Annotated in this window: 25 protein-coding genes; 7 read left to right on the top strand and 18 right to left on the bottom strand. The window is 64.4% G+C overall.

Translation table 11 applies throughout. From position 1 onward, the window contains the following. Positions 1-112 precede the first annotated feature (112 nt). Positions 113-1,705, bottom strand: a complete 1,593-nt coding sequence (locus FVF58_RS12410) for an ABC-F family ATPase (protein ID WP_149670198.1) — start codon at positions 1,703-1,705, stop codon at positions 113-115. A gap of 83 nt (positions 1,706-1,788) precedes the next feature. Further along, on the bottom strand, positions 1,789-2,760 hold the full coding sequence (locus tag FVF58_RS12405; RefSeq protein WP_149670197.1) for an NAD(P)-dependent oxidoreductase: 972 nt from the start codon (positions 2,758-2,760) through the stop codon (positions 1,789-1,791). A gap of 180 nt (positions 2,761-2,940) precedes the next feature. Between FVF58_RS12405 and FVF58_RS12400 the strand changes: the two genes are divergently transcribed. After that, the gene (locus tag FVF58_RS12400) at positions 2,941-3,147 is read left to right on the top strand and encodes a dodecin (protein WP_149670196.1); all 207 of its coding nucleotides are present in this window, start codon (positions 2,941-2,943) and stop codon (positions 3,145-3,147) included. A gap of 135 nt (positions 3,148-3,282) precedes the next feature. Here FVF58_RS12400 and FVF58_RS12395 read toward each other — a convergent pair whose 3' ends face one another. The 4 genes from FVF58_RS12395 to FVF58_RS12380 all read right to left on the bottom strand — a co-directional run bounded on the left by FVF58_RS12395 (position 3,283) and on the right by FVF58_RS12380 (position 8,177). Beyond that, a complete protein-coding gene (locus tag FVF58_RS12395) occupies positions 3,283-4,377 on the bottom strand; it encodes a BMP family ABC transporter substrate-binding protein (protein WP_149670195.1) in 1,095 nt (364 codons plus the stop codon). A 65-nt stretch (positions 4,378-4,442) separates the two neighbouring features. Beyond that, entirely contained in the window at positions 4,443-5,372 is a 930-nt protein-coding gene (locus FVF58_RS12390) for an ABC transporter permease (protein WP_149670194.1), read from the bottom strand. Between the two features lie 43 nt (positions 5,373-5,415). Further along, positions 5,416-6,522, bottom strand: a complete 1,107-nt coding sequence (locus FVF58_RS12385; RefSeq protein WP_149670193.1) for an ABC transporter permease — start codon at positions 6,520-6,522, stop codon at positions 5,416-5,418. 53 nt (positions 6,523-6,575) lie between these two features. Further along, positions 6,576-8,177: an ABC transporter ATP-binding protein gene (locus tag FVF58_RS12380; RefSeq protein WP_149670192.1), complete on the bottom strand. Its 1,602-nt coding sequence runs from the start codon at positions 8,175-8,177 to the stop codon at positions 6,576-6,578. A gap of 250 nt (positions 8,178-8,427) precedes the next feature. Here FVF58_RS12380 and FVF58_RS12375 point away from each other — a divergent pair, with 250 nt between their 5' ends. After that, complete coding sequence (locus FVF58_RS12375; protein ID WP_074764203.1) at positions 8,428-9,360, top strand: LysR substrate-binding domain-containing protein; 933 nt, start codon at positions 8,428-8,430, stop codon at positions 9,358-9,360. A gap of 105 nt (positions 9,361-9,465) precedes the next feature. Here FVF58_RS12375 and FVF58_RS12370 read toward each other — a convergent pair whose 3' ends face one another. Then, the gene (locus FVF58_RS12370) at positions 9,466-10,860 is read right to left on the bottom strand and encodes an 8-oxoguanine deaminase (RefSeq protein WP_149670191.1); all 1,395 of its coding nucleotides are present in this window, start codon (positions 10,858-10,860) and stop codon (positions 9,466-9,468) included. A 556-nt stretch (positions 10,861-11,416) separates the two neighbouring features. Here FVF58_RS12370 and uraH point away from each other — a divergent pair. From uraH to FVF58_RS12350, 4 genes are all read left to right on the top strand, one after another. Next, positions 11,417-11,770: a hydroxyisourate hydrolase gene (gene uraH / locus FVF58_RS12365; RefSeq protein WP_149670190.1), complete on the top strand. Its 354-nt coding sequence runs from the start codon at positions 11,417-11,419 to the stop codon at positions 11,768-11,770. Positions 11,771-12,058: 288 nt separating this feature from the next. Further along, on the top strand, positions 12,059-13,252 hold the full coding sequence (locus FVF58_RS12360; protein ID WP_149670189.1) for a urate hydroxylase PuuD: 1,194 nt from the start codon (positions 12,059-12,061) through the stop codon (positions 13,250-13,252). Between the two features lie 278 nt (positions 13,253-13,530). Continuing rightward, the gene (locus tag FVF58_RS12355) at positions 13,531-13,797 is read left to right on the top strand and encodes a helix-turn-helix domain-containing protein (protein ID WP_149670188.1); all 267 of its coding nucleotides are present in this window, start codon (positions 13,531-13,533) and stop codon (positions 13,795-13,797) included. Further along, complete coding sequence (locus FVF58_RS12350; RefSeq protein ID WP_149670187.1) at positions 13,794-15,143, top strand: type II toxin-antitoxin system HipA family toxin; 1,350 nt, start codon at positions 13,794-13,796, stop codon at positions 15,141-15,143. The genes FVF58_RS12355 and FVF58_RS12350 overlap by 4 nt, the downstream gene beginning before the upstream one ends. 115 nt (positions 15,144-15,258) lie before the next feature. Here FVF58_RS12350 and FVF58_RS12345 read toward each other — a convergent pair whose 3' ends face one another. From FVF58_RS12345 to FVF58_RS12300, 10 genes are all read right to left on the bottom strand, one after another. Continuing rightward, a complete protein-coding gene (locus FVF58_RS12345) occupies positions 15,259-15,771 on the bottom strand; it encodes an ureidoglycolate lyase (RefSeq protein ID WP_149670186.1) in 513 nt (170 codons plus the stop codon). Beyond that, complete coding sequence (alc, locus tag FVF58_RS12340) at positions 15,768-16,781, bottom strand: allantoicase (protein ID WP_149670185.1); 1,014 nt, start codon at positions 16,779-16,781, stop codon at positions 15,768-15,770. The genes FVF58_RS12345 and alc overlap by 4 nt, the downstream gene beginning before the upstream one ends. Before the next feature lie 94 nt (positions 16,782-16,875). Next, positions 16,876-17,397, bottom strand: a complete 522-nt coding sequence (gene uraD, locus FVF58_RS12335) for a 2-oxo-4-hydroxy-4-carboxy-5-ureidoimidazoline decarboxylase (protein ID WP_149670184.1) — start codon at positions 17,395-17,397, stop codon at positions 16,876-16,878. After that, positions 17,394-18,344, bottom strand: a complete 951-nt coding sequence (puuE, locus tag FVF58_RS12330) for an allantoinase PuuE (RefSeq protein WP_149670183.1) — start codon at positions 18,342-18,344, stop codon at positions 17,394-17,396. Before puuE ends, uraD begins: the two co-directional genes overlap by 4 nt. A 255-nt stretch (positions 18,345-18,599) precedes the next feature. After that, positions 18,600-19,475, bottom strand: coding sequence for an aspartate/glutamate racemase family protein (locus tag FVF58_RS12325; RefSeq protein ID WP_149670182.1), 876 nt, complete (start codon positions 19,473-19,475; stop codon positions 18,600-18,602). 27 nt (positions 19,476-19,502) lie between these two features. Further along, positions 19,503-20,984 (bottom strand): NCS1 family nucleobase:cation symporter-1, encoded by a 1,482-nt coding sequence (locus tag FVF58_RS12320; RefSeq protein ID WP_149670181.1) that lies wholly within the window; start codon positions 20,982-20,984, stop codon positions 19,503-19,505. Between the two features lie 385 nt (positions 20,985-21,369). Beyond that, the gene (locus FVF58_RS12315; RefSeq protein ID WP_149670180.1) at positions 21,370-22,110 is read right to left on the bottom strand and encodes a GntR family transcriptional regulator; all 741 of its coding nucleotides are present in this window, start codon (positions 22,108-22,110) and stop codon (positions 21,370-21,372) included. 332 nt (positions 22,111-22,442) lie between these two features. Further along, positions 22,443-23,369 (bottom strand): muramoyltetrapeptide carboxypeptidase, encoded by a 927-nt coding sequence (gene ldcA, locus FVF58_RS12310; protein WP_149670179.1) that lies wholly within the window; start codon positions 23,367-23,369, stop codon positions 22,443-22,445. 27 nt (positions 23,370-23,396) lie between these two features. Then, complete coding sequence (tadA, locus tag FVF58_RS12305) at positions 23,397-23,969, bottom strand: tRNA adenosine(34) deaminase TadA (protein ID WP_149670439.1); 573 nt, start codon at positions 23,967-23,969, stop codon at positions 23,397-23,399. A gap of 194 nt (positions 23,970-24,163) precedes the next feature. Continuing rightward, on the bottom strand, positions 24,164-24,565 hold the full coding sequence (locus FVF58_RS12300) for a DnaJ family domain-containing protein (protein ID WP_149670178.1): 402 nt from the start codon (positions 24,563-24,565) through the stop codon (positions 24,164-24,166). Positions 24,566-24,693: 128 nt separating this feature from the next. Here FVF58_RS12300 and FVF58_RS12295 point away from each other — a divergent pair, with 128 nt between their 5' ends. Further along, positions 24,694-25,074 (top strand): hypothetical protein, encoded by a 381-nt coding sequence (locus tag FVF58_RS12295; protein WP_149670177.1) that lies wholly within the window; start codon positions 24,694-24,696, stop codon positions 25,072-25,074. Between the two features lie 182 nt (positions 25,075-25,256). Here FVF58_RS12295 and FVF58_RS12290 read toward each other — a convergent pair whose 3' ends face one another. Beyond that, complete coding sequence (locus FVF58_RS12290) at positions 25,257-25,859, bottom strand: 2'-5' RNA ligase family protein (RefSeq protein WP_149670176.1); 603 nt, start codon at positions 25,857-25,859, stop codon at positions 25,257-25,259. Between the last annotated feature and the right edge of the window lie 422 nt (positions 25,860-26,281).

The raw sequence follows: 26,281 nt of genomic DNA, 5'->3' as shown, positions 1-26,281 counted from the left end.
GAATGCGATGCGCGTTTGGGCGCGCACATGAAAAAAGCCCGCTTCGAAGAAGCGGGCTTTGCGGTGCAGCGTGACTGCTGCGTAACCTGAGCAGCATGTGCGTCGATGACGCTTACTGCACGCCCTGGCTCGTCAGGAAGTCCTCATAGTTGCCACCGAAGTCATTCAACGTGCCATTGGTCTTCACTTCGATGATCCGGTTCGCGAGGCCGCTCACGAACTCACGGTCGTGCGACACGAAAATCAGTGTGCCTTCGAACTTGTCGAGCGCGATCTGCAGCGACTCGATCGATTCCATGTCCATGTGGTTGGTCGGCTCGTCCATCATCAGCACGTTGTGGCGGCCCAGCATCAGCTTGCCCCAGATCATGCGGCCCTTCTCGCCGCCCGAGAGCACCTTGACCGACTTGCGGATGTCGTCGGCATTGAACAGCAGGCGGCCGAGCGTGCCACGCACCATCTGCTCGTCGTCGCCTTCCTTGCGGTAGCCGTCGATCCAGTCCATCAGCGTGACGTCGTCCGGAAACTCTTCGTACGTATCTTGCGGCATGTAGCCGACGTTCGCGTTCTCCGCCCACTTCACCGCGCCGTGATCGAGCGTGAGCTTGCCCAGCAGCGAGCGCAGCAGCGTGGTCTTGCCCGCGCCGTTCTCGCCGATGATCGCGATACGCTCGCCCGGTTGCACGCTGATGCTGAAGTCGTTGAAGATGCTGCGCTCGTACTTCTTGGAGATCTTCTCGGCCACCACCGCGATGTTGTGCAGCTTCTTCTCGTACTCGAAGCGGATGAACGGGTTCTGCCGCGACGACGGCTTGAATTCCTCGATCTTGATCTTGTCGATCATCTTCAGACGGCTGGTGGCCTGACGCGCCTTCGACTTGTTCGCCGAGAAGCGGCGCACGAAGTCCTGCAAATCGGCCACGCGTTCCTTGGCCTTCGCGTTGGCGTTCTGCTGACGCTCGCGCGCCTGCGTGCTCGCGAGCATGTAGTCGTCGTAGTTGCCCGGATAGACCTTCAGCGTGCCGTAGTCCATGTCGGCCATGTGCGTGCAGACCTGGTTCAGGAAGTGCCGGTCGTGCGAGATGATGATCATCGTCGAGTTGTACTGGTTGAGTACGTCTTCCAGCCAACGGATCGAGTTGATGTCCAGGTTGTTGGTCGGCTCATCCAGCAGCAGCACGTCCGGCTTCGAGAACAGCGCCTGCGCGAGCAGCACGCGCAGCTTCCAGCCGGGTGCGACGTTGCTCATCGGGCCGCTGTGGTCCTCGATCGCGATGCCGATGCCGAGCAGCAGCTCGCCCGCGCGCGCTTCGGCGGTGTAGCCGTCGTATTCGGCGAACTTCGCTTCGAGTTCGGCGGCGTGCATGTAGTCGTCGTCGGTGGCGTCGGGGTTCGCGTAGATCGCGTCGCGCTCGGTCATCGCGGCCCACATTTCGGTGTGGCCCATCATCACGACGTCGAGCACGCGCACGTCTTCGTACGCGAACTGATCCTGGCGCAGCTTGCCGAGGCGAACGTTCGGCTCGAGCATCACGTTGCCCGAACTCGGTTCCAGGTCGGAACCGAGAATCTTCATGAAGGTGGATTTACCGCAGCCGTTCGCACCGATGAGGCCATAGCGGTTCCCTTCCCCGAATTTGACCGAAATGTTCTCGAAGAGGGGCTTCGGCCCGAATTGCATGGTGATATTGGCAGTAGACAGCACGGCGCGTCCCTTTGAATGTGATATCGGCGAAAAACCCAATATTTTAGCAGGTTATCGCGATTTCAACCCGCGCGCACCTTGCGCTACCCCGCAGCGCCGCCGCGCGGCGTCTGCAGAACGTCGATGAAGGCCGACAGGTCGGCCTCGGCGAGCCCCATCGCCGCGCCCAGACGCAGCAATTGCTGGACCGTCGACGACACCGGCATCGGCGTGCCGGTCTCATACGCGGCGGCGGCGGCCGTGTCGACGTCCTTCTGGAACGTGCGGAATGCACCGATCGGCGCGAGGCCGGTCTGGGTCATGCGCGGCACGAAGGTCTGCAGCAGCACCGAGTCGGCCCAGCCGCCGGCGAGACCTTCGGTGAGTTTCGCGGCGTCGAGGCCGCTGCGCTGCGCGAGGCTCACCGCCTCGGCAATCGCCGCGACCGTCGCGGTGACGATGGTCTGGTTGCACAGCTTCGCGGTTTGCCCCGCGCCGACCCCGCCCATATGCGTGACGCGTGACGCGTAGGCGTCGAGCAGCGGCTTGACGGCGTCGACATCGGCCGCGGCGCCGCCGGCCATCACCGCCAGTTTGCCGGCGTGCGCGCCCGCGACGCCGCCCGACACCGGCGCGTCGATCCAGCCGATGCGCGCCGCGCCGGGGGCCGTAGCATCGCGAGCCACTGCGGACGCGGACGGAGCCGCGAATGAAGCTCCGAATGAAGCCGCAAACGCCGCCGCGCGCTGCGCGAACCCGCGCGTCGCGGCCGGTGGAATGCTGGAGTGATCGACGATCCAGCGCAACCGCAGCGGCGCCTCGGCGCCTGCGCTCAAAAGCCCCGCTGCGCCGAACACCGTCTCTTCCACCGCCGCCGCATCCGCGACGCACAGCAGCACCGCGTCGCAGCGCCCGGCCAGCTCGCGCGGCGTATCGACCACGCTCGCGCCGTCCGCCATCAGCGCCTCGGCCTTGGCCCGCGTGCGGTTCCACACATGCACGGCATGCCCCGCGCGCAGCAGATGCCGGATCATCGGCGCGCCCATCAGGCCGGGACCGCAAAAACCAATTTCCACTTTCGAACCTCGTCGGCTGTCAGATTGAGTTGCGCGAACATGATAACGGCCGCGCGCCGTCATGGTCACGACCTACCGGGCACACGATGTGCGGCACCCGTCGCGGGTGCAATGGGCAGGTGCCGCGCCGCTCGTTGCCTATACTTTCTGGACATCAACGAAGACCAAAGGAGGAAGTTCATGTCAGACCACGTCTATAAGCAGATCGAGTTGACCGGCTCGTCGACCGTGTCGAGCGACGACGCCGTCAAAACCGCGATCGCCAAAGCGTCGAAGACGCTGCGCAACCTGCACTGGTTCGAAGTCACGGAAACGCGGGGCCAGATCGAAGACGACAAGGTTACCTACTGGCAGGTGACGCTCAAGGTCGGCTTGCGGATCGAGTGACACAGGGCGTCAGCACGTCATTCGCGGCGAAAAAAAAGCTGCGTCCGCACTGGACGCAGCTCCTCAAAGCAGCGGTTGCTGAGGCCGCCGCCTGGTCGATCATGAATCGTTCAGCGTTGGGCCGAGCGGCATCGCTTACTTCGGCAGCGAACCGTCCACGCCTTCCACATACCAGTTCAGACGTTGCAGTTCCGGGTCGGTCAGCGTCTTGCCGGCCGGCACCTTCACCGCGCCGGACTGATCCTTGAGCGGGCCGGTGAACACGTCCCACTTGCCGCTCGCCAGTTCGTCGCGCTTCGCCGCGACCTGCTTCTGCGCGTCAGCCGAGATCACCGACGTGTTCAGATCTTCCAGGTTCACGGCTTTCTGCGGAATGCCCCACCACACGGGGTCGTTCTTCCACTTGCCGTCGAGCACCTGCTGGATCACCGCCGTGTAGTAGACGCCCCAATGCGCGACCACCGAGCCCAGGTGCGCATCGGGACCGAACTTCTTCATGTCCGAATCCCAGCCGAACGCATGCACGTGTTTTTCCGACGCGGTGGCGAGCGTCGCGCTCGAATCGGTGTTTTGCAGCAGCACGTCGGCGCCCTGGCCGATCAGCGTTTCAGCCGCCTGCTTTTCCTTGCCCGGATCGAACCAGCTGTTGATCCAGATGACCTTCGTGTGCACCTTCGGATTCACCGAGCGCGCGCCGAGCGTGTACGCATTGATGTTGCGGATCACTTCGGGAATCGGCACCGACGCAACGAAGCCGAGCGTGTTGGTCTTGGTCACATAGCCCGCCGCGACGCCCGCCAGGTACGCGCCCTGGTACATGCGCACGTCGTAGGTGCCGAAGTTCGGCGCCTTCTTGTAGCCGGTCGCGTGCAGGAACACGGCGTCCGGGAAATCCTTCGCGACCTTCAACTGGAAGTCCTGAAAGCCGAAGCTCGTGCCGATGATGATCTTGTTGCCCTTGTTCGCCAGATCGCGGAACACGCGCTCCGAGTCGGCCGATTCAGGCACGTTTTCGACACGCGTGATCTTGATCTTGTTGCCGAACTTCGCTTCCGCTTCCTTCGAGCCCTGGTCGTGCGCGAAGGTCCAGCCGGCGTCTCCCGGATTGCCGAGGTAGACGAACGCGACACCCGGCGCGTCGGCGGCCTGCGCGGTTTGCGCGAGCGGCGCGGCGAGCGCGAGCGAGGCCGCGCCCCACGCGAAAGCGGTCAGCAGATTTCTTCTCTTCATGTTGGGTCCTGTTGTGTTGGCGAATGTTGGAACGTGTGGTCGATGGGTGATCAATCGTTGATCGACTAGCCCGCTGAGAAAAACGGCTTGCCCAGCGAGGCAGGGGCATTCAGACGGATGGTGTTCGGATTGCGCGAGATCAGCACCAGTACGACGACCGTCGCGACGTACGGCAGCATCGCGAGGAATTGCGTCGGCACCGGCACGCCGATCGCCTGCGCGTAAAACTGCAGGCCGGTCACCGCGCCGAACAGCAGCGCGCCGATCAGCAGGCGCCCTGGCCGCCACGTCGCGAACACGACCAGCGCGAGCGCGATCCAGCCGCGGCCGGACGTGAGATTCTCCTGCCACAGGTGCAGATTGACGATCGAGTAGTACCCGCCCGCAAGCCCGGCCATGCCGCCGCCGAAGGCCACCGCGCCGTAGCGCACGCCGACCACCGGAAAGCCCACCGAATGCGCGACCTGCGGCGATTCGCCGACTGAGCGCAGCACCAGTCCGGCGCGCGTGCGGTACAGGAACCAGCCGATCACGGCGAACATCAGGAACGCCAGATAATCGAGCGGCGTGAGGCTGAAGAGTGCCGGCCCGAGAACGGGAATTTTCGAGAGACCGGGAATGGCCCACGTGTCGATTGTCGCGCGCACCGCCGCCGACGTGTACGGCTTGCCGACATACGCGGACAGGCCGATGCCGAAGATCGTCAGCGAGAGGCCCGTGGCAACCTGATTGGCGAGCATGGTCAGCGTGAGGAACGCGAACAGCAGCGCCATCGCGAGACCGGCGGCGATCGCGGCGAGCACGCCGAGCCACGGGCTGCCGCTGATCGACGTGACCGCGTAGCCGGTCACGGCGCCCATCAGCATCATCCCTTCGACGCCAAGGTTGAGGACACCCGATTTCTCGGTGACGAGTTCGCCCGCGCCCGCGAACATTAGCGGGATCGCGGCGGTGACGGCGCTCGAGGTGAGCGCGCTGGCTTGTTGAATGTCCATGGAGATCCGGCGGGAAATCGGTAATCGAATGTCGGTGAGACGGTCAGTGACCCGCGGCGGCCAGCGTTCGGCGGCGCACCCGGTAGTTCACGAACAGGTCGGCGCCCAGCAGGCAGAACAGCAGCAGCCCCTGGAACACGCCGGAGAGCGCCTGCGGCAATTGCATCGAGGTCTGCACCGCTTCGCCGCCGAGATACAGCAACGCCATCAGCAGACTCGCGAGCACGATGCCGACCGGATGCAGCCGCCCGACGAACACGACGATGATCGCGGTGAAGCCGTAGCCCGGCGACCACGTCGCCTGCAACTGGCCGATCGGACCGGCGATCTCGCCCATCCCGGCGAGGCCCGCGAGGCCGCCGCTGATCAGCAGCGACGTCCAGATGGTTTTCTTGTCGGAGAAGCCGGCATAGCGCGCGGCGAGCGGCGCGAGACCGCCGACGTTCATCCGGTAGCCCGCGAAGCTCTTGCGCATGAACAGCCACACGAGCGGAATCGCGATCAGCGTGATGAACACCGACGCATTCAGCCGCGTGCCGCGCAGCCATTTCCAGTGCCAGTCGCCGTATAGCGTCGGATAGAGCGCGTCGCCGCTGAACATCTCCGAGAGCGGGAAATTCATGCCCTGCGGATCGCGCCACGGACCGCTCACCAGATAGATCAGCAACTGCGTGGCCACATACGTGAGCATCAGGCTGACGAGAATCTCGTTGGTGTTGAAGCGGCTTTTCAGCAGCGCGGGAATCGCCGCCCAGGCCATGCCGCCGAGCACGCCGGCGATCATCATGGTCGGCAGGATCCACCAGCCGGTCGCCTGATCGAAGTAGATCGCGACGCCGCTCGCGGCGATGCCGCCGAGCAGCATCTGCCCTTCGGCGCCGATGTTCCAGACGTTGGCGCGATAGCCGATCGCGAGGCCGAGGCCGATCAGGCACAAGGGCGACGCCTTCAGCAACAGCTCCGACCAGCCGTTCACGCTGGACAGCGGCTCGATGAAAAACGCGTGCATGGCCTGCAGCGGATCGCGGCCCACCAGGCTGAAGATCAGAAAGCCGATCGTGAGCGTGAGCAGCGCGGCGATCAGCGGCACCGCGAACTGCATCGTGCGCGACGGCGTCGTGCGTGCTTCGAGTCGATAGGGAAGAATCATGGATAGCGTGTGGTTTATTGGGTTCTGGTTCCGATGATCGAGCTTCGCGCGAGTCACGCGTGCGCCGGCTGTTCCGACGACGGCGCCGCGTCCTCGCGGCCGCCGAACAGGCCCGCCATCCAGCGGCCGATTTCCTCGGCATTGGTCGCGCCCGTCGCGCGCACCGGCGAGAGCCGGCCGCCGGCGAGCACCGCGATGCGGTCGCAGATGTCGAACAGCTCTTCCAGTTCCTCCGAGATCACCAGAATCGCGACGCCGCGCGCCGCCAGATCGAGCAGCTGCTGGCGGATGAACGCCGCCGCGCCGACGTCGACGCCCCACGTGGGCTGCGCGACCACCAGCACCTTGGGCGCCTGCAGAATCTCGCGGCCCATGATGTATTTCTGCAGATTGCCGCCGGACAGACTCTGCGCGAGCGCTTCCGGGCCGCCGCAACGCACGTCGAAGGCCTCGATGCAGCGCCTGGCGAACGCGCGCATCGCGCCCGCCCTGATCCAGCCCGAGCTCACCATCTGCTGACGGTGCCCGGTGAGCAGCGCGTTTTCCGACAGCGACATCGCCGGCACCGCGCCGCGGCCGAGGCGCTCCTCCGGCACGAAGCCGAAGCCGAGCGCGCGCCGGCCGCCTGCGCCCAGGCGCCCGGCGGGCTTGCCGCAAATCGTCACCGCGTCGGCGCGCGTGCCGCGTTTTTCGCCTGACAGCGCCGACAGCAGTTCCGCCTGGCCGTTGCCCGACACGCCAGCGATGCCGAAAATCTCGCCGGCATGCACGCCGAACGACACGTCGCGCAGCGAGGTGCCGAACGGGTCGTCGCTTTCCACCGACAACTGCTTCACATCGAGCAGCACGGCACCGGGGTTGTGCTCGCGCCGCGTGTAATCGGGCAGCGAATGACCGACCATCAACTGCGCGAGCGATGCATGAGTCTCGCCCTTCGGCTTCACATGACCGGTCACGCGGCCGCCGCGCATCACCGTCGCGGTGTCGCACAGCTCCTGGATTTCGTCGAGCTTGTGGCTGATGTAGAGAATGCTGCAGCCTTCGGCCGCCAACCGGCGCAGGGTCGCGAACAGCTTCCTCACCGCTTGCGGCGTCAGCACCGAAGTCGGCTCGTCCATGATCAGCAGGCGCGGGTTCTGCAGCAGACAGCGCACGATCTCGACGCGTTGCCGCTCGCCCACCGTCAGGCTATGCACGTGGCGCTGCGGGTCGATGTCGAGACCGTAGTCGCCCGAGACTTCGCGAATCCGTTTCGAGAGTGTCTTCAGATCGAACGGCTCGTCGAGTGCGAGCGCGATGTTTTCGCCGACCGTGAGCGTCTCGAACAGCGAAAAGTGCTGGAACACCATGCCGATGCCGAGCTTGCGCGCGGCCGCCGGGCTCGCGATCTCCACCGCCTCGCCTTCCCAGCGAATCTCGCCGGCGTCGGGACGCACCGCGCCGTAAATGATCTTCATCAACGTGCTTTTGCCGGCGCCGTTTTCGCCGAGCACCGCATGGATTTCACCCGGCGCGACGATCAACGTGACGTCGTCGTTGGCTCGCACGGCCGGATACTGTTTGGTGATGCCCTGGAGCACCAGCCGGGGCGCCGCCTGTTCCGGCCCGGGTGCCGGCTGCGCGGCGGCGCCGTCGCTATAAGAAGAGTCGCTCATGTGATTCCGTAGTACGTCAGTGACTGCCGGTTACGACGCGTCCATCCACCGTGACGGCAGATGATCCGTCACCACAACCGGATGACAATACCCAATTCGACCCGCTCAGTCGAGCCATCAAAATTCCCGCAAACCCCCGCCGCAGCGTGCTCTGCGGGTATGCCACCCTTGACGCGGTTTTTCGTTCATATTAAAACCCATATACCCCCACGCCCGTTCGATCAGCCAGAACATATATTTCGGAGAAGTCATGAGCCAGCAACGCGAGGCGATCGATACGTACCTACTGCGCGTCTTGCACACCTTGTTGATGGAGCGCAGCGTCACGCGCGCGGCCGTCAAACTGAATCAATCGCAACCCGCGATCAGCGCGGCGCTGCGCCGTTTGCGCGACATCACCGGCGACCCGCTGCTGGTGCGCGGCAAATCCGGCATGGTGCCCACGGAGTACGGCCTGCGCCTGCTCGAACCGGTGCAGAACGCGCTGCGCGAGATCGAACGCATCAAGTTCCAGCAGCACAACTTCGATCCGGCCACGTCGATCCGCTGCTACCGGATCGGCTGCCCCGACTACCTGAACGTGCTGTTCGTGCCGACGGTGGTCGAACGCTTTCGCCAGGCCGCGCCGAACGCGACGCTCGAATTTCACTCGCTGGGCCCCGCCTTCGACTACGAACTCGCGCTCGAGGACGGCAAGCTCGACATCGTGGTCGGCAACTGGCCGGAGCCGCCGGAGCAGTTGCACCTGTCGAACCTGTTCGTCGATCAGATCGTCTGCCTGATGAGCAACACGCATCCGTTCGCCAAACGCGGCGGCCTCACGCTCGACCAGTATCTGAATGCGCCGCATCTCGCGCCGACTCCTTACTCGGTGGGCCAGCGCGGCGCGATCGACGTGCATCTTGCGCGCGAGCGGCTCAAGCGTCACGTGGTCGTCACGTTGCCGTACTTCAATCTCGCGCCGTACGTGTTGATCAAGTCCGATCTGATCTTCACGACCACGCGCCTGTTTGCCGATTACTACGCCAAATTCCTGCCGCTCACCGTGGTGCCCGCCCCACTCGATTTTCCGCCGATGCAGTACTACCAGCTATGGCACGAGCGCGTGCATTACTCCGATGAAGTGCGCTGGCTGCGCAGCCTGGTCGCCGAAGCGACCAAAACCTTGATCGACAAGCCTTGACGCTTTTCACCGCCCGCTTTTCACCGACGGTAGCGGGCGGCCATGCCGTGCATGACGATGGCGCGGCCGCCCCCAACCCGGCTCTGTTCTCCCGCTTTTTCCCTGTTACGCCGCCGCTTCGTAAAGCATCTTCGCCAGCCGGTTGTGCTGCTCGATGACCGGTCCGAGGTCGAGCGTCGTCAACTGCCCGTCCTTCACGATCACCTTGCCCCCGATCACGCTATGGCTCACTTGCGACGGCGCGCAGAATACCAGCGCCGCAACTGGGTCGTGCAGCGCGCCCGCAAACAGCGGTTGACGCAAATCGAACGACACGAAGTCCGCCGCCATACCGGGCGCGAGTGCGCCGATGTCGTCGCGGTTGAGCACCTTCGCGCCGCCTAGCGTGGCGATTTCCAGCGCCTCGCGCGCGGTCATCGCATCCGGCCCGAAACCGACGCGCTGCAATAGCAGCGCCTGGCGCACTTCGGCCACCATCTGCGCGCCGTCGTTCGAAGCCGAACCGTCGACGCCCAGCCCCACCGGCACGCCCGCGAGCCGCATCCGCCTGACCGGCGCGATGCCCGACGCGAGCCGCATGTTCGAACACGGACAGTGCGCGACGCCGGTGCCGGTGCGCGCGAACAATGCGATGCCGGCGTCGTCGAGTTGCACGCAGTGCGCATGCCACACATCGTGGCCGACCCAGCCGAGGTCTTCCGCATACTCCGCCGGCGTCATGCCGAACTTCTCGCGGCTGTACGCGATGTCGTTGACGTTCTCGGCGAGGTGCGTATGCAGCGATACGCCGTACTGGCGCGCCATCGCCGCCGACTCGCGCATCAGGTCGCGGCTCACCGAGAACGGCGAGCATGGCGCGACCACCACGCGCAGCATCGCGTAGCGCCCTTCGTCGTGATACGTCTCGATCAGCCGCTGCGTGTCCTTCAGGATGTCCGCTTCACGCTCGACCACCGAATCCGGCGGCAGGCCGCCGTCCTTCTGCCCCACGCTCATGCTGCCGCGCGCCGCGTGAAAGCGCATGCCGATCCTGCGCGCCGCGGCGATGCTGTCGTCGAGCCGGCTGCCGTTCGGATAGATATACAGATGGTCGCTCGAGGTCGTGCAACCGGACAGCAGCAGCTCGGCCATCGCCGTCAGCGTCGAGACTTCGATCATCTCCGGCGTGAGGTTCGCCCACACCTTGTACAGGCTGGTGAGCCAGCCGAACAACTCGGCGTTCTGCGCGGCGGGAATCGCGCGCGTGAGACTCTGGTACATGTGGTGGTGCGTGTTCACCAGCCCTGGGATCACCAGGTGTCCGCGCATGTCCAGCACTTCGTCGGCCGTCTGCGGCAATTGCGCCGTGGGTCCGACCGCGACGATGCGGTTGTCCTCGATATACAGACCAGCGTCGCGCAACTCGCGCCGGGCGCCGTCCATCGTGACCAGCACGTCCGCATGCTTCACCAGCATCGTTTTTTTCTTACCCGGCTGTTGCGCCGCCTGTTCCATCGTCATTCGTTTCTCCGCTGTCATGCTTGCGTGCAAAGTCGTCCGAACGCGATGTGACGGCACGCCAGCCGTGCCGCCGCGTCCCGTCGAACGCCGTTGGCCCGGTTACCCAGCGCGTTGCGCCGTCTTCGGGGTGTTCCCCCCCGAGAGGACTTCCTTCGGGGCTGTGCCGCGGTCGAACCGCTTCCGGCCCGTCTTCAGCGCGGCGCACAGGTGTAACCTTCGACGGCCAAAATAAGCATGGCAACTCGCGCCAATGCGATACCCGACTTCACGCCGCCGATATAGTGGGCCTTTTTTGGCGCCGCTACGATCGAAGCGTAGTCAAAAATCGAACGAGTCGATGCGCTGCGGCTTTCAGCAGGCTGTCCGTCATGTGCCAGGTATTATCTTTCCTATCTCGCGCGCGCTGAACGGAACAACCTTTTTACAATGGATGTCACGGCGCTCGCTTCAATTCGCCGACGGGTATGTAGCCACTGACGTGGAGCCTCGATCCGCCGCAAACGTATCTGGATCGGGCCGCCGCCGAAACCTCGCATTCACATAAGGAAAATTGCGAATGGGAAAGCTCACTACCCACGTGCTCGACACCGCGAACGGCCGTCCCGGCGCGGGCATCAAGGTCGAACTCTTCGTGCTCGCGGGCGATACGCGCCGCGCGCTCAAAACCACCCGTACCAATGACGACGGCCGCTGCGACGAGCCGCTGCTGGAAGGCGACGCGCTCGTCGCGGGCGAATACGAACTGGTGTTCGGCGCAGGCGATTACTTCGCGTCGATCGGCACGAAGGTGCCGCAACCGCGTTTCGTCGACCGTGTGGTGCTGCGCTTCGGCGTGGCCGATCCCGCTGCGCATTATCACGTGCCGCTGCTGGTGTCGCCGTGGTCGTACAGCACGTATCGAGGCAGCTAGGAGACGTCCGCGCAGGGCGCGCTCGATTGCATTGCGCAGAGGCCCGCTGGCTCATGGCAACAAGCCGCCAACAGCCCCGGGCACCCCGCGAAACGCAATCGACCGCGCGAGCCGAACCGACCCGAACCTGAGATCCATTAAAAGAACGACGCCGTGCGAACTGAGCGCGCCGCGTCCTTGACCCCGCAGTCGGCGCGGTGACGCTGTACCCGTTGGGATCCATCAACCGGATCCGCCCAGGCGCCGAACGTCACCGCGTGTACAACGAATCAGAAGTGGAGGAGTTTCATGGAAGGCTTTATTACCGACTGGTTGAACCTGGCGATCCGCTGGTTCCATGTCATCGCCGCGATTGCATGGATCGGCGAGTCGTTCTACTTCGTCGCGCTCGACAACAGCCTGAAACCGCCGCCGGACCCGAACCAGCGCCGGCGCGGCGTGTTCGGCGAACTGTGGCACGTGCACGGCGGCGGCTTCTACAACATGCAGAAGTACACCGTCGCGCCGCCCGAAATGCCGGATGACCTGCACTGGTCGAAGTGGCCGTCGTACACCACGTGGCTGTCGGGTTTTGGTCTGTTCACCGTGCTCTATCTGTTCTCGCCGTCCACGTATCTGATCGACAAGAACGTGCTCGACATGGGCCCGGTGGTCGCCGTCGCGTCGGCGCTCGGCTTTCTCGCGGCCGGCTGGATCGTGTACGACTCGCTGTGCCGCATCCTCGGCAACAAGGACAAGGTGCTCGGCATCTGCGTCGGCGTGTACGTGCTGATCGCGGCGTGGCTCGCCTGCCATATCTTCGCGGGCCGCGCGGCCTACCTGATCATGGGCGCGATGCTGGCGACGATCATGTCGGCCAACGTGTTCTTCGTGATCATTCCGGGCCAGCGCAAGATGGTCGACGCGATGCTCAAGGGCAACACGCCGAACCCGATCTACGGCAAGCGCGGCAAGCAACGCTCGGTGCACAACACGTATTTCACGTTGCCGGTGGTGTTCGCGATGTTGTCGAACCACTACGCGATGACCTACACGCATCCGTACAACTGGGCCGTGCTGCTGGTCATCATGCTGGCCGGCGCGCTGATCCGCCAGTTCTTCGTGATGCGCCACCGTGGCCAGGTGCTGTGGTATCTGCCGCTGGCCGGCATCGTGCTGATGTTCGGCGCGCTCTTCTGGACCATGCCGAAGCCGATCGTGCCGCAAGCGCAGGCCGCGAACGCGCCGTCGGTCAAGGTGGCCGACATCGCGCCGGTGCTGCAACAGCGCTGCGTGGCTTGCCACTCCGCGCATCCGACGATGATGGGCAGCGCGCCGGCCGGCGTGCTGCTGGATACGCCGGATGAGATCTCGCAGAACGCGCAGCGGATCTATCAGCAGGCGGTGACGTTGAAGGCGATGCCGCTCGGCAACGTCACCCACATGACCGACGACGAACGGATGAAGATCGCCGCATGGTTCGAAGGCGGCGCGGTGAAGTAAGGTGAAACAGCCTGCCGGCCGGACTTAAGGTCCGGCTCGCCGGCGATGCAGCAGGATGAAGCGGGCTTTTCGCGCAAGCGGCAAGCCCGTTTTTTTTGACCGTCCAGCGGACGTTGCCGCTGAGGATGCGCGAGTGGCGGTTTGTCGCCCAAGGGCTACAATAATATTGGAAGATGCGTGAAATGTAGCCGTTGGGACACAATATCGTCCAATCGTTTTGTGTCTCATGGGCTACAATATGACTGCAATCCGGCAAAATTGATGCCTTGGGGCTACAAATGACCAATCTCGCCGACGTATCGGACATGCTGAAAGCGCTGCGGCGCGAAAACAACCTGTCGCAGGAAGAACTGGCGCGCCGCGCCGGCGTCGCGCGCACCACCGTCGCGCGCATGGAAACGCTCGCCAGAAACGACATGAGCGTGTCCGTGCTGGTGCGTCTGCTCGAAGCGGCCGGCTACGACCTCAAGTTCGTCGAGCATGGACACGGGCGCACGCTCGAAGACATCCTCGCTGAACAACGCAGCCCGGACGCGAACCCATGAGGCTCGACGTCCAGGTGCGGGGCCAGAACGTCGCCACGCTGTTTCGCGAGCGCGACGATTACGTCCTCAAATACAACGCCGACGCGCGCCCGGCCGACTTCGTCAGCCTCACGATGCCGGTGCGCGAAGAAGCCTGGCGCTGGCCGCGCGACCTGCATCCGTTCTTCCGGCAGAACCTGCCCGAGGGCTACCTGCTGAATCTGATCCGCGAGCAGTTCGGCCCGTTGCTCGACGGCACCGATCTGTCGCTGCTCGCCGTGGTCGGGGCAATGGGGATCGGCCGCGTCACCGTGACGCCCGAAGGCGTCGCGCCGGGCACCGAACTGCAGGCGCTCGACGTAAAGGACATCCTGCACGGCGACAACACCGCTGAACATTTCGCGCAGCTGGTACGCGAATATGCGCGCGCGGCCATCTCGGGCGTCGTGCCGAAATTCATCGCGCCCCAGCAAGCGGCATCCGGCGCCGCCGTGCCGACGCCGCTCGGCAAGCCGACCCTCCGGACGAGCCGCCACATCGTCAAAGGCTCGGACGACAACACGCCGTTTCTGGGCTTCAACGAGTTCTATTCGATGCGCGTACTCGAACGGCTCGGCGTCGCGCCGGTGGCGCGCACGCAAATGTCGGACGATGGCCGGGCGCTGATCGTCGAGCGCTTCGACGTGGATGCCGAAGGACTGCCGGCGTATGGCGTTGAAGACATGTGCGGACTGCTGGGTTTGCCGCCGCACGAAAAATACAATTCGACCAGCGAAAAGATGCTCAACGCCGCACGAGCGTACCTGCTCGATCGCGACCGCATGCGCGAGCAACTCCAGCGGCTCGGCTGGCATCTGCTGACGAACTACGTCGTGCGCAATGCGGACTGCCACACGAAGAACGTTGCCCTGTTCTATACGTCGGTCGACGACGTGGCGTTCACGCCTGTCTACGACATCGTCACGACGCAGGCCTATCCGCGTTTCGCGGCCAATCCGCCGGGTCTGCCGATCGACGGCCGCAAGACCTGGGCGGCCGGCAAAACGCTGGAGCGCTTTTTCAACACGCGCATGGGCATCGCGCCGCGGCAGTATGCGCAGATGGTCGAAGCGCTGTGCGATTCGGCCGTCGCGGTCGGCCATGAAATGATCGAGGCGGCGCGCCACGAAACACAGTGGCGCACGGTTGCGAAACACATGCTGCACGCGTGGGACGACGGCATGGCGTCGTTGCGCTCGCCGAAGAAGAGCCTGCAATTCAAGGGACTCAAACCGGCAATCGAAGCCGCGGGCTTTTCCGATCCCGAGCCACCTGAACGGGCACGTGAAGTGATTGGGCGTTCACCGCTGCTGGGCAAGCGCGGCTAATCACTGAAGCACGGCCTCGCGTTGCTCTTTCAAGGTCCGCAAATACGAAAGCCCACGACATGCGCGTGGGCTTTCTGTTCATCAACACAAGCTTGCTACGACGAAGTCGCCAGCCTCAGACCGCGACCGCACTCAACGCATCTTCGGTGAGCCATAGCGACTCGGCCAGATCCTGCTCATTCAGGTTGAGCCCGTCACCGCCGCGATCCACGACGATAAAGTCGCTCACGTCCCCCAACGCGATCAGCGGATGATGCCAGACGCCCTTCGCATAGTTGACGCCCTGCCAGCCGTTCGTGACGAACGCGCGAATCCGCGACGCGTCCAGTTCGCCCGCCGGCGCCACCACCACCAGATACGGCTTGTCGTTCAGCGGCACGAACGCCTGGCTGCCGAGCGGATGACGTTCCAGCATCTTCACTTCGAACGGCAGCGTGCGCGGCTGGCCGCGAAACAGGTTCACCAGCGTACGGCCGTTCTCGTCGGTCACATCCACTTTCGCGAGATCGTGATAGCGGATCGTCGTGCCGAGATTGATCGGAATCTGCTTCGCGCCTTCGAGTTCGATCACGTCGCCGAACGCGGCGAACGCTTCCTTCGTCAGCGGTTCGATAGCGAGCGTTTTCATGATGCGAGCGTACCCCACAGACGCAGACGCGACACGCCACCGTCGGGAATGATGTTAAAGCGCACATGCGTGACCGGACCGAGCGCCGCGATCTCGCTTTCGAAGTAATGCTGCTCGTCCATCTGCAGCTTCTGCTCGCCGAGCAACACCGGCCAGAACATCGCCTGGGTGACCAGCGAGCTGTCGGTGCCCCCCGTCACATAGGCGGCCTGGATCGAGCAGCGGTCCGGATAGTTGCCCTTGAAGTGAGCCGTATCGACTTCGATCTTCCGGATCACACCCGGCTGCGCCAGCGCGACGATTGCCCAGTCGTTGCCGGGCTCGCGACGGCGGCGCGTCTCCCAGCCGTCGCCCATGTTCACGCCGCGGCCCGGCATCAGGATCGTCGACGCCGCGCCGAAGTGCTGATTGTTCGCCGCAACCAGATACGCGCCGTTCTCCATCGCGGCCAGATCGAACAGCTCGGTGCGGCTCGCGCCGGCCCAGTCGACCTGCGGCTGACCGTACACCCGCAGACGCGCGATCCCGCCGTCCGGGTAGATGTTCACGCGCAAATGCGTGTACGCGTTCGCGTCGTTGACTTCCAGATAGTGGTGGCTATTGCCCTGCAAGGTGGTCGACGGCACGATCTCGGTCCATTGCGTCGACTGGTTCGGCGTGCCGTCCACCACGCGGGCCGCCTCCACCGATGCCGCCGGCGGAAAGTTGCCCGTGAAGTGGCTGGTATCGAGGTCGAGCCCCTTGATGACGCCCGCACGCGCCAGCTTCACGACGCACCAGTCGTAGCCGGTGGCGCGCTTGCGGCGGGTTTCCCAGCCGTCCATCCACTTGCCGTTGTCGTCGTACTTGCCGGGAATGAAGACGGCCGGCTCCGGATTCAGCATGCGTTCCTTCGGGGCGAAGAAATCGTCGCTGGCCTCGAGCGCCTGCGCGCCCAGACGCGGGTCCGCCAGGTTCACAAAGCGGCGCGTGAATTCCGGTGCGTTGGGATCGAGAATCGGAAGTGCCATCTTAGTCGTCCTTGATATATGTGGGTGCTGGAAAAACGTTTCCGTGCGAGTTCCGGGACGCGTGCGTGACGCGAGGTCGATGCGCGCCCGGGGTCTACGCCTCGATCAGGTCGTCGAGCCGGAAACGTGCGATGCGGTAGATCTGATCGAGGCTCGCGCGCAGTTCGTCGGCGCGGCTGTTGTTCACTCGCGCCTCGAAGTTCGCGATGATGCCGTGGCGGTCGTAGCCGCGCACCGCGAGAATGAACGGGAAGCCGAACTTCGCGCGATACGCGCTGTTCAGCGCGAGCAGCTTGTCGAACTCTTCCTGCGTGCACTGCGCGAGACCTGCGCCGCTTTGCTCGCGTGTCGATTCGGCGGTCAGCTCGCCGCGCACGGCGGCCTTGCCGGCAAGCTCCGGGTGCGCGTTGATCAACGCCAGTTGCTTGTCGTCGCCCGCTGTTTCGACGATGCCCGACATCTTGCGATGCAGTTCGTCGACGCTGGCAAACGGCCGCTGCTGCGCGGCGATTTCGGCGACCCATGGCGAGTGCTCGAAAATACCCGACAGCGCCGCGACAAACGCGTCGGACGAAATGCTGTTGAGTTGATCCAGAGTGTATTGCATCGCCTTCATGCCGCCGCCTCGCGGTTGTCTTGTTGGTAAGGATGATGTTCACGCCAGTGCCGCGCGATATCGACGCGCCGCGTGACCCACACGCGATCGTGCTGTTCGATATGGTCGAGAAAACGTTGCAGCGCGCGAAAACGTCCCGGACGCCCGAGCAGGCGGCAATGCATGCCGACCGACAGCATCTTCGGCGCCTGGTCGCCTTCTTCGTAGAGTACGTCGAAAGCGTCGCGCAGATAGGTAAAGAAGTGGTCCGCGGTGTTGAAGCCCTGCGGGCTCGCGAAGCGCATGTCGTTGGTGTCGAGCGTGTACGGCAAGATCAGTTGCGGTACCTTCGCGCCGCCCGTGACCTCGACATCCATCCAGAACGGCAGATCGTCGCCGTAGTAATCCGAGTCGTACAGGAAGCCGCCGTATTCGGCGACCAGACGATGCGTGTTCGGACTGTCACGGCCGGTGTACCAGCCGAGCGGCCGCTCACCGGTCACGCGTTCGATCGCTTCCATGCCCAGCCGCATGTGCTCCGCTTCCTGCTCCGGCGACACGTCCTGATAGTGAATCCAGCGATAGCCGTGGCACGCGATCTCATGACCGAGTTCGACGAATGCGCGTGCCACTTCCGGATGCCGTTCGATCGCCATGCCGACGCCGAACACCGTGAGCGGCAGCTTGCGCTTTTCGAATTCGCGCAGGATGCGCCACACGCCCGCGCGCGAGCCGTATTCGTAGATCGACTCCATGCTCATGTGGCGAGCCGGAAAGGACGCCGCGCCGACGATCTCCGACAAAAACTGCTCCGAGCCGGGATCGCCGTGCAGCACGCAATTTTCACCGCCCTCTTCGTAGTTCAGGACGAATTGCACCGCGACCCGTGCTCGACCCGGCCACTTGGCGTGCACCGGGTGGCGGCCGTAGCCGATCAGATCGCGTGGGTAGTTCGAATCGAGTGACATGGTTTGACGAATGCGTGGTGACGGTACGTAAAAATCGCGTGGCGCTCATTTGCCACTCGTGTGCTGCTTAGGTGGCGCTCACGTGACAAACGCGTGAGCCTTGCTTGAGCCCGCTTGCCGCTTGCGCCTGAGCCCGCGCGGGCTGCAAACCCGTCAGGCCCCTCGGCAAAGAGGCCCGGCGGGCCTCCTGGACGAGTTGGACCAGTGTAGCGAAAACACCCGGGTGCGCCCATACACCCGGCCAGATAGTCCGTGTCAGACCGAATGTATGTACTGGCCCGGCTCGGCAGTGTTTACCCGCAGCCGATCGGCGGCCTGCGTGCTGCCGGCGCCGGCCTGCGCGATCGTGGCAGACGCGTCCGGGCCACCGCGCGGCGGCTGCGGATTCAGATCCGCCCCGCTCGGACTGAACGACGCCAGCGCGCCGTCGTAGCGCTTGGCCAGCGGCCGCGCGTAATCGCCACGCTTGGCCGTCGACAGACGCAGCGCGACCAGCGCCTCGGTCCACTTCACGGCGGCCGTCACGCCTTCGATCACCGGCGCGCCGAGCGCGTCCTCGATCTCCGCGCACAACTCGGCCATGCCCGCGCAACCGAGCACGATCGCATCCGACCCGTCCTCGGCAAGCGCGCGCCGGCATTCGTCGAGAATGATGCGGCGCGCCGCCGACCCTGGCTTGTCGAGATCGAGCACGGCGACGTCGGTCGCACGGACGTTGCGGCAAAACCGCTTCATACCGTAGCGCTCGGCGAGATGCCAGGCCATCCCGCACGTGCGCGCGAGCGTCGTCACCACCGAGAAGCCCGGCGCCAGCACGCTCGCCGCATGCATCGCCGCTTCCGCGATGCCGATCACCGGGCCGCGCGCCACTTCGCGCGCCGCGTACAAACCAGGATCACCGAAGCAGGCGATCACGTAGCCGTCGCAGCCCTCGCGCTCGCCCGCGGCGACTTCGGCCAGCAAGCCCGGCGTGGCGAGCGCCTCGTCGTAGTAGCCCTCGATCGACGGCGGCCCCATGGTCGGATTCACCGCGATCACTTCGGTGCCGGGCGCCGCGACTTCGCGGGCGCAGCGGCCCATCGCCTCGGTCATGCGCTGGGTCGTATTCGGGTTGATCAGTTTGATACGCATAAGAACTCCTTTGTGCGGCAGCGCGATTCAGCGTGCGAGCGCGCGATAGAACAGCGCACCGAGACCCGCACCGATGAACCATGAGAAATTCGCCATCCCGTCGAGCCCCGGCGTCATCACGCAGATCACCGCGATCAGCGCGGCCGGCAGCAGCGCGGCCACGGCCCGGTAGTTGACGCCGTTGCGATACCAGTACGAGCCGGTCGGCGCGACGGTGTACAGATCGTCGAGCACGATCTTCTGGCGCTTCACGAGATAGTAGTCGACGATCAGGACCCCGTACAAAGGTCCGATGAAGCTGCCGAGCACGTCGAGCGTGTAGTGGATCACGGCCGGGTTGTTGAACAGATTCCACGGCGTGATGAAAATCGACGCCACCGCCGCGAGCATCCCGCCCGCACGCCAGCTGATCAGGCGCGGCGCGACGTTCGAAAAGTCGAATGCCGGGGACACGAAGTTGGCGACGATGTTGATGCCGATCGTCGCAATCGTGAAGGTCAACGCGCCGAGGATGACGGCGGTCGGATAGTCGATGTGGCCGACCGTTTCGACGGGGTCCGTGATCAGCTCGCCGAACACCGGCAGCGTGGCCGCGGTCGTGATCACCGTCACCAGCGAGAAAGCGAGGAAGTTGACCGGCAGCCCCCAGAAGTTGCCGCGCTTCACGCTGCGAAAGCTTTTGCCGTAGCGCGAAAAGTCGCCGAAATTCAGCATCGGTCCGGAGAAGTACGACACCACCAGCGAGATCGCCGTGATCATCACCGGCACCACCTGCATGCCGTGATATTTGACGCCGCCCAGGTTGATGCCGATGTGGCGCCACCCCGCGCGATACACCATGTAGCCCGCCAGAATGAACATCACCACGTAGACCGCCGGACCGGCGAAATCGATGAACTTCTTGATGGTTTCCATGCCATGCCAGAACACCAGCGCCTGCAACACCCACAGCAGCATGAAGCCGGCCCAGCCGAGTGTCGACAGACCCATGAAGCCGTGGTGATGAAGATCCGCATACGGCAGCAGCGACGGCACGAACTTGAGCACCACGATCACCAGCGCGCTCGACGCCAGATACGTCTGAATGCCGTACCACGCGACCGCGATCAGGCCGCGGATCACCGCCGGAATATTCGCGCCAAGCACGCCGAAGGTGGCGCGGCATGCGACCGGATACGGCACGCCGTTCGCCTGGCTCGGCTTGGCGATCAGGTTGCACAGCAGGTTGACGATCGTGATGCCGACCAGCAGCGCGAGCAGCACCTGCCAGCTCGTCAGGCCGAGCGCGAACAGACTGCCCGCGAACACATAGCCGCCGACACTGTGCACGTCCGACATCCAGAACGCGAAGATGTTGTAGGCGCCCCAGGTTTGATGGCGCAGCGGCGCGAGGTCCGCGTTGTAGAGCCGTTCGCTGTAGCCTGCGGGCATGGACGGATCGGCTTGCGCGTCGCCGTCGGCGTAAGTGGATATCGAGGGACTGCTGGGCGCTGCACTGAACTGAGCCATGATTCCTCCTTGAGATAGGGACCGTCGATAGCGCATCGAAGGACGTTGCACCGGCCATGCCAGCCGCGCCCTCCTCGCCCGTGCGGGATCGAGGAAGCCGGCGCCATCTGGGTGGACCGTGCCGCGGGTGTCTCCGTACTGAAGTACTTGTGGTTATCGCATCGCCGGCCTCCGCGGATCTCCGGCGATGCGTTGCTGCTCGAAGTCAGTCGCGTGGCGACGGACGTGCGTGCGCAAGCCGGCAGCGCTCATGCCGAGCCGCCTTGCGACGCCTGATTCGGTTCAGTTCAGTTCAGTTCAGTGCAGCGCGCACCGCCAGTGGACGCGCGCTGATTTGCGCCTGTTAGCGCTCGTTTGCGCGTATTCGCGCTTGCTGCCGCCTGCCTCAGCCCGCTGAGGACCTGGCCTTGGATGCATCTTTGGGCGCCCCGCTCAGTGTGCCGAACACTTCATGGAGATCCGCCGCGCCACGGGCGGGGCGGTCCAGCATCTTCAACTCGACGCTTTGCAGATGGCGCGACATCAGTGCCGCCGCCTCTTTCACATCGCCGGCGTCGAGCGCGGCGAGAATGGCTTCGTGGTCTTCGAACGAGCAGGGGCTGCGTCCGAGCGACTCGTACAACGCGGAGATCAGCGTGGAGCGCGCGACCAGTCCGCTCAGGCAATCGCACAGCACAGTGTTGCCGGCGAGCGAGGCCAACTCGGTGTGAAACTCGCCGGACAGACGGATCCACGCCGGAAAATCGCGTGTTTCGAACGCCTTGCGTTCACGCCCGATCATGCTGCCGATGCTCTTCAAACGCCGCATGCCGTGGCCGCTGCAAATCTTTTCGACCACCGCGAGTTCGATGATGCGGCGCATTTCGAACACCTCGTGCACTTCCTGCAGCGACGGACTCGCGACGAACGCACCTCGATTCGGCTCGAGATCGACGAGGTGGTCGGTCGCCAGTTGCGCGAGCGCCTGGCGGATCGGGCCGCGCTTCACGCCGAATACTTCGCATAACTGCGCTTCGGTCAGCTTCGCGCCGGGTGCGAGCCGATGTTCGAGGATCGCGGCGCGGATGCGCTCGGCAATCGCTTCGGGCTTCGAACTGTTCGCGGTGGCTGAATCGGTGTCGGACATGATGGGCGTCTCGGTATGTTGGTCATCATAGGACGGACATAAAGATTGTCAACAATTTTTATCTGGAATTTTGACAATCTTCACGGAGAGGCTGGGCTGGCGGTGCGGCAGGGTGTGCCATTGGCCTTGTGGCGCTTCAATAGCAGTTTAATTAGGTGGTACGCAAGCTGTCTATTGGGGGCTGGTTTTGTCAACAAAACGAGGGACCTTCACCGCACGTTCTGTTTGTGAGTTGCCCGGAAAACCGACCGTTAGTTGCGTTTAATAGAGAGAAGAAAGCGGGCGATCGCCCGCTTCGCTTCCTCTAGCCGTTCAGCCGTGCAGCCGCCCCTTCAGCCCAGACACGGATAGCCCGACAGACTGAGTTTGAACCCATGCGTGTCGGCAACGAGATGCGCGTCCGCCCCCACCGGCAACGTCAGCATGTTGGGAATATGCCCGAACTGCAGGCCCGTGACGATCGGGATGCCGACCAGCGACCTCACCTGCTCGATCATCGCGTGCAGATCGTAGCCGTTGTCGTAGTCGTAGGTCTTGCCGCCTGAAAAGTCGCCCAGCACGAGCGCTTGCTGCTGCGCGAGGATACCCGACAGGTGCAACTGATAAATCATCCGTTCGATCCGGAACGGCTGCTCGTTGACATCCTCGACAAACAGGATGCCGCCCTGCACCGGCGGCATATACGGCGTGCCGATCAGCGACGCCACCACCGCCAGGTTACCGCCCCACAACGTGCCCGACACGTCGATCGGCTGCGCCTGCGGCGTCTTGCTGGCGATCGTCATGGTCGGCTTCGTGAGCGCCGACCAGAAGTGCTGCATGGTGAATTCGCTGAGTTCCTCCGCGCCGAAATCGCTCATCAGCATCGGGCCGCCGAACGTCTTCAACCCGGCGCGCGCCAGCAACGCAAGCTGGATCGCGGTGAAATCGCTGTGCCCGACCAGCGCCAACGGCTGATCGGTCAGCCGACGTTGCAGTCCCTCGTAGTCAAGTCCGTGCAGGATACGCACCGCGCCATAACCGCCGCGCACCGTCAGCACCACGTCGGGCAACTCGCGCGACGGGTCCGCGAGCCGGTTCAGATCGGCCGCGCGCTCGCCGTCGGTGCCGGCAAAGCGCTGATAGCGGCGCTTCGCCGCCGCCTCGCCAACGACGCGATGCCCTTGCGCGTACAGACGATGCAATGCGCGATGCAGCACCTCCGGGTCATGCGGATACCCGGACGGCGCGATCAGTTCGAAGGTGCGATGAACGGTCATTGGCGAGACCTGTTGGACGGGGTTGTTTTAGAGCGGCTCGGAGGGCGCCGATTCGCCGTTTGCCGCGGCGCATGCCGCCGCGCGTGCTTCACGGCTGGCACGCCGCCGCTCGGCAAAGAACGATTTGAGCGCGGCGCCGCATTCGGCTTCGAGCACGCCGCCGCTCACCGTGGTGTGATGGTTCAACTGCGGATTCGCGAATGCATCGACGACGCTGCCGCACGCGCCGGTTTTCGGATCGCGCGCGCCAAACACGACGCGCGCAATGCGCGCGTGCATGATCGCCCCGGCGCACATCAGACACGGCTCGAGCGTCACGTAGAGCTCGCAGCCCGGCAGGCGGTAGTTCTCGACGACTTGCGCGGCGGCGCGCAACGCGACCATTTCCGCATGCGCCGACGGGTCGTGCGCGCCGATAGGATGATTGAACCCTCTGGCGATGACTTCATCGCCTCGCACGAGGACTGCGCCGACCGGCACTTCGCCGGCTGCGCGCGCTTCTTCGGCGGCGGCCTGGGCTAGCGCCATGAAGCGCCGATCGCGTTCGGAAATAATGGGGGGCTCGGGCGGATCGACTGGCGTGGGAGCGTTGAGCGCGATAGCGACAGACGCGCCGCAAGCGTGGGCCGAAGATGCGCCAGCCTCACCGCAGGGGGATTCGAGTGCGCCGGGCGAGACCGGTACGTTCGGCGCTGCGCCAAAGCCACTTGACGGCGAGCCTGACGCCGCACAGCGCGCGGGCGCGACATCCGGCACACCCGGCGAAACAGGGACGACAGGCACAAACGGCTCACTCACTGCGAACCCGCTTCTGCCGTATCGAGATTGCCGGCGCGCTCCGACAGCCGCTCGGCAATTCGCCGGCAATATTCGCGGGGCAAAACCATCGGGCCGCCACGCAGCGATTCAAGCGCCATGTCGAGCGCCAGCATGCGCGCCTGCAGACGGCAACGGGTGGCCTGGTCGCTCACGGCATTCAGCTCCGATTGCAGGTCGCGCAACGCGCGCAACTGCTCGACGGCGGGCGGCACGAAACCCGCATTTTTTAAAATCCGGTTGGCGACGCGCACTTCTTCCGGGACCAGTGCATCGTCGTCCAGGGTCAGCGGCGCGCCCGCGCCCGGCAAATCGTCGAATTCGCCGCGCGCGGCTGCGGCGGCAATACGCTGTTCGACAAGCGCATCAAGCAATTTCATCTGCTATCCACTACGTTGCGGCCCAAGCATTCTATCAGGGAGCGCACGACCGTTCAGGCTGTCCAGCCGACAAAACGCACCGATTTTCAGATAATGCGTATATCAGGGGCGTATAGCGGTGGATTACATTGAAAAACCGGCTGGGCGGCGCGTCTCGCGAGGATTGGGCGGATGAGAGACCTTTTTCCGCAAATAACGCCGCTTGGATTCCCTGCTTCTCGCTTTTCGAGGTCACTGTCGTTATGCAATCCACCACGATCGAAAAACCCGTTAGCCAACCGCTTGCGACGTCCACCGCCAGCCTTCGTTTGCGCTCGACCGCGCAGCTTGTACCGCCTTCTGCGCAACTCCGGATGCACGCATTTCGCGCATCTCGCGCATGCCTGCGCGCGCCACTGGCAGCGCTGGCCGTGTCGGTGGCGCTGTCCGGCTGCGGCGTGTTCTGCGGCGGCGCAGGCGGAAGCGGTGGTGGATTTGCCGGCGGTTGCGGAGCCGGAATACGATTCTGAGTTCCAGTGCCCCGGACGCGAAGTTGACTTGACCGCGGCCACCGGCGCGAACGGGACCTGGGCGCGGCCAGGGGGATGGACTTGGGGCATTGAGTACGCAGCCCCCGAGCACCGCCACCGAACCCTGCACGCTGAACGTCGAGCACCTGACACCAACGCCGATCGCCGATCGCGGCGAATTATTATTCGCCCATCACCAGCGGCCACCGCGCCAGCGCGACATGCCGCGTACGCCCGAGCAAACTGTGCATCAACGCAAATTCGCGCACGTTCCAGCAAGCCGACTCAATCGGACGCGCAGCCACCCACGGCATGCCGTACGCCAACGTGACATGCGGCGTATAAGGCACGGCGTTCGAAACCACGCGCTCCGCAAAACCAGCATGCTGCAACGCATGTCCCAGCGCGCCATGAAGCGCGTGAAGCCCAGCAACGCCCTCGCCCCCCGTCAACACCAGCGGCCCTGGCCGCGGCTTCGACGCAAAGCTGGAGACTGCGTCGAATTCGACCGTAAAGGGCGCCATGCTGATCGACGCACCCGCCCGCATCGCGGCGTCGACTTTATCCCGAGGCAGACCGCCTGCAAAATTCCCGAGATGCAGCAAGGTGACGTGCAGACGCCCAGCCACGAGCGGTTTGCTGCGCACGCGCGTCTCGGCGCACAGTTGTTGCGCGAGCTTTGAGATAGCGGCCGCCGTATTGGCATCGGGAAATACGGCGAAAAACAGACCGTCTGTCGGCGTCGGCGGCGCCTCCAGCCCGGGCAACCAGAGTTGTTCAGGCATGTCGTTCCTGGCCGGGTAAAGCCGGCATATAGATGAATCTCCGTTCATGTTACGGGCTCACCCGCTTGGCCGATCGCGCCATGTGGCTCGATGACGAACCGGCACCGACGCATCGCCCTGCTTCTCCAGTCGATCACCGACGATTCGCGGGAATCCAGCCGCATTTCCTCTTTTACCGCCGATTTCACTGCCATCGCCTCAGAGCGGACCTACGAGACTCGCCATGCCCCCCCGCCCTACCTCGTTTTCCGCCGCTCCAGAAACCCTTGCACTCGCGCCCGGCCCACGTACTGCACTGCGTTACGGTAGGAATGCCCCTTACGGGACACCCCCCGCGCAGATCCCGGCGTGCGCGATTCACGCACCGGGCTCCTGCCTCGGGTGGTTGGCGGCAAACCGTACCGCAGGCCATGGATGAAGAA

The organism is Paraburkholderia panacisoli (assembly GCF_008369935.1).
GTDB classification, from domain to species: Bacteria; Pseudomonadota; Gammaproteobacteria; order Burkholderiales; family Burkholderiaceae; genus Paraburkholderia; species Paraburkholderia panacisoli.
This window is presented reverse-complemented; position numbering and strand designations above follow the sequence as displayed.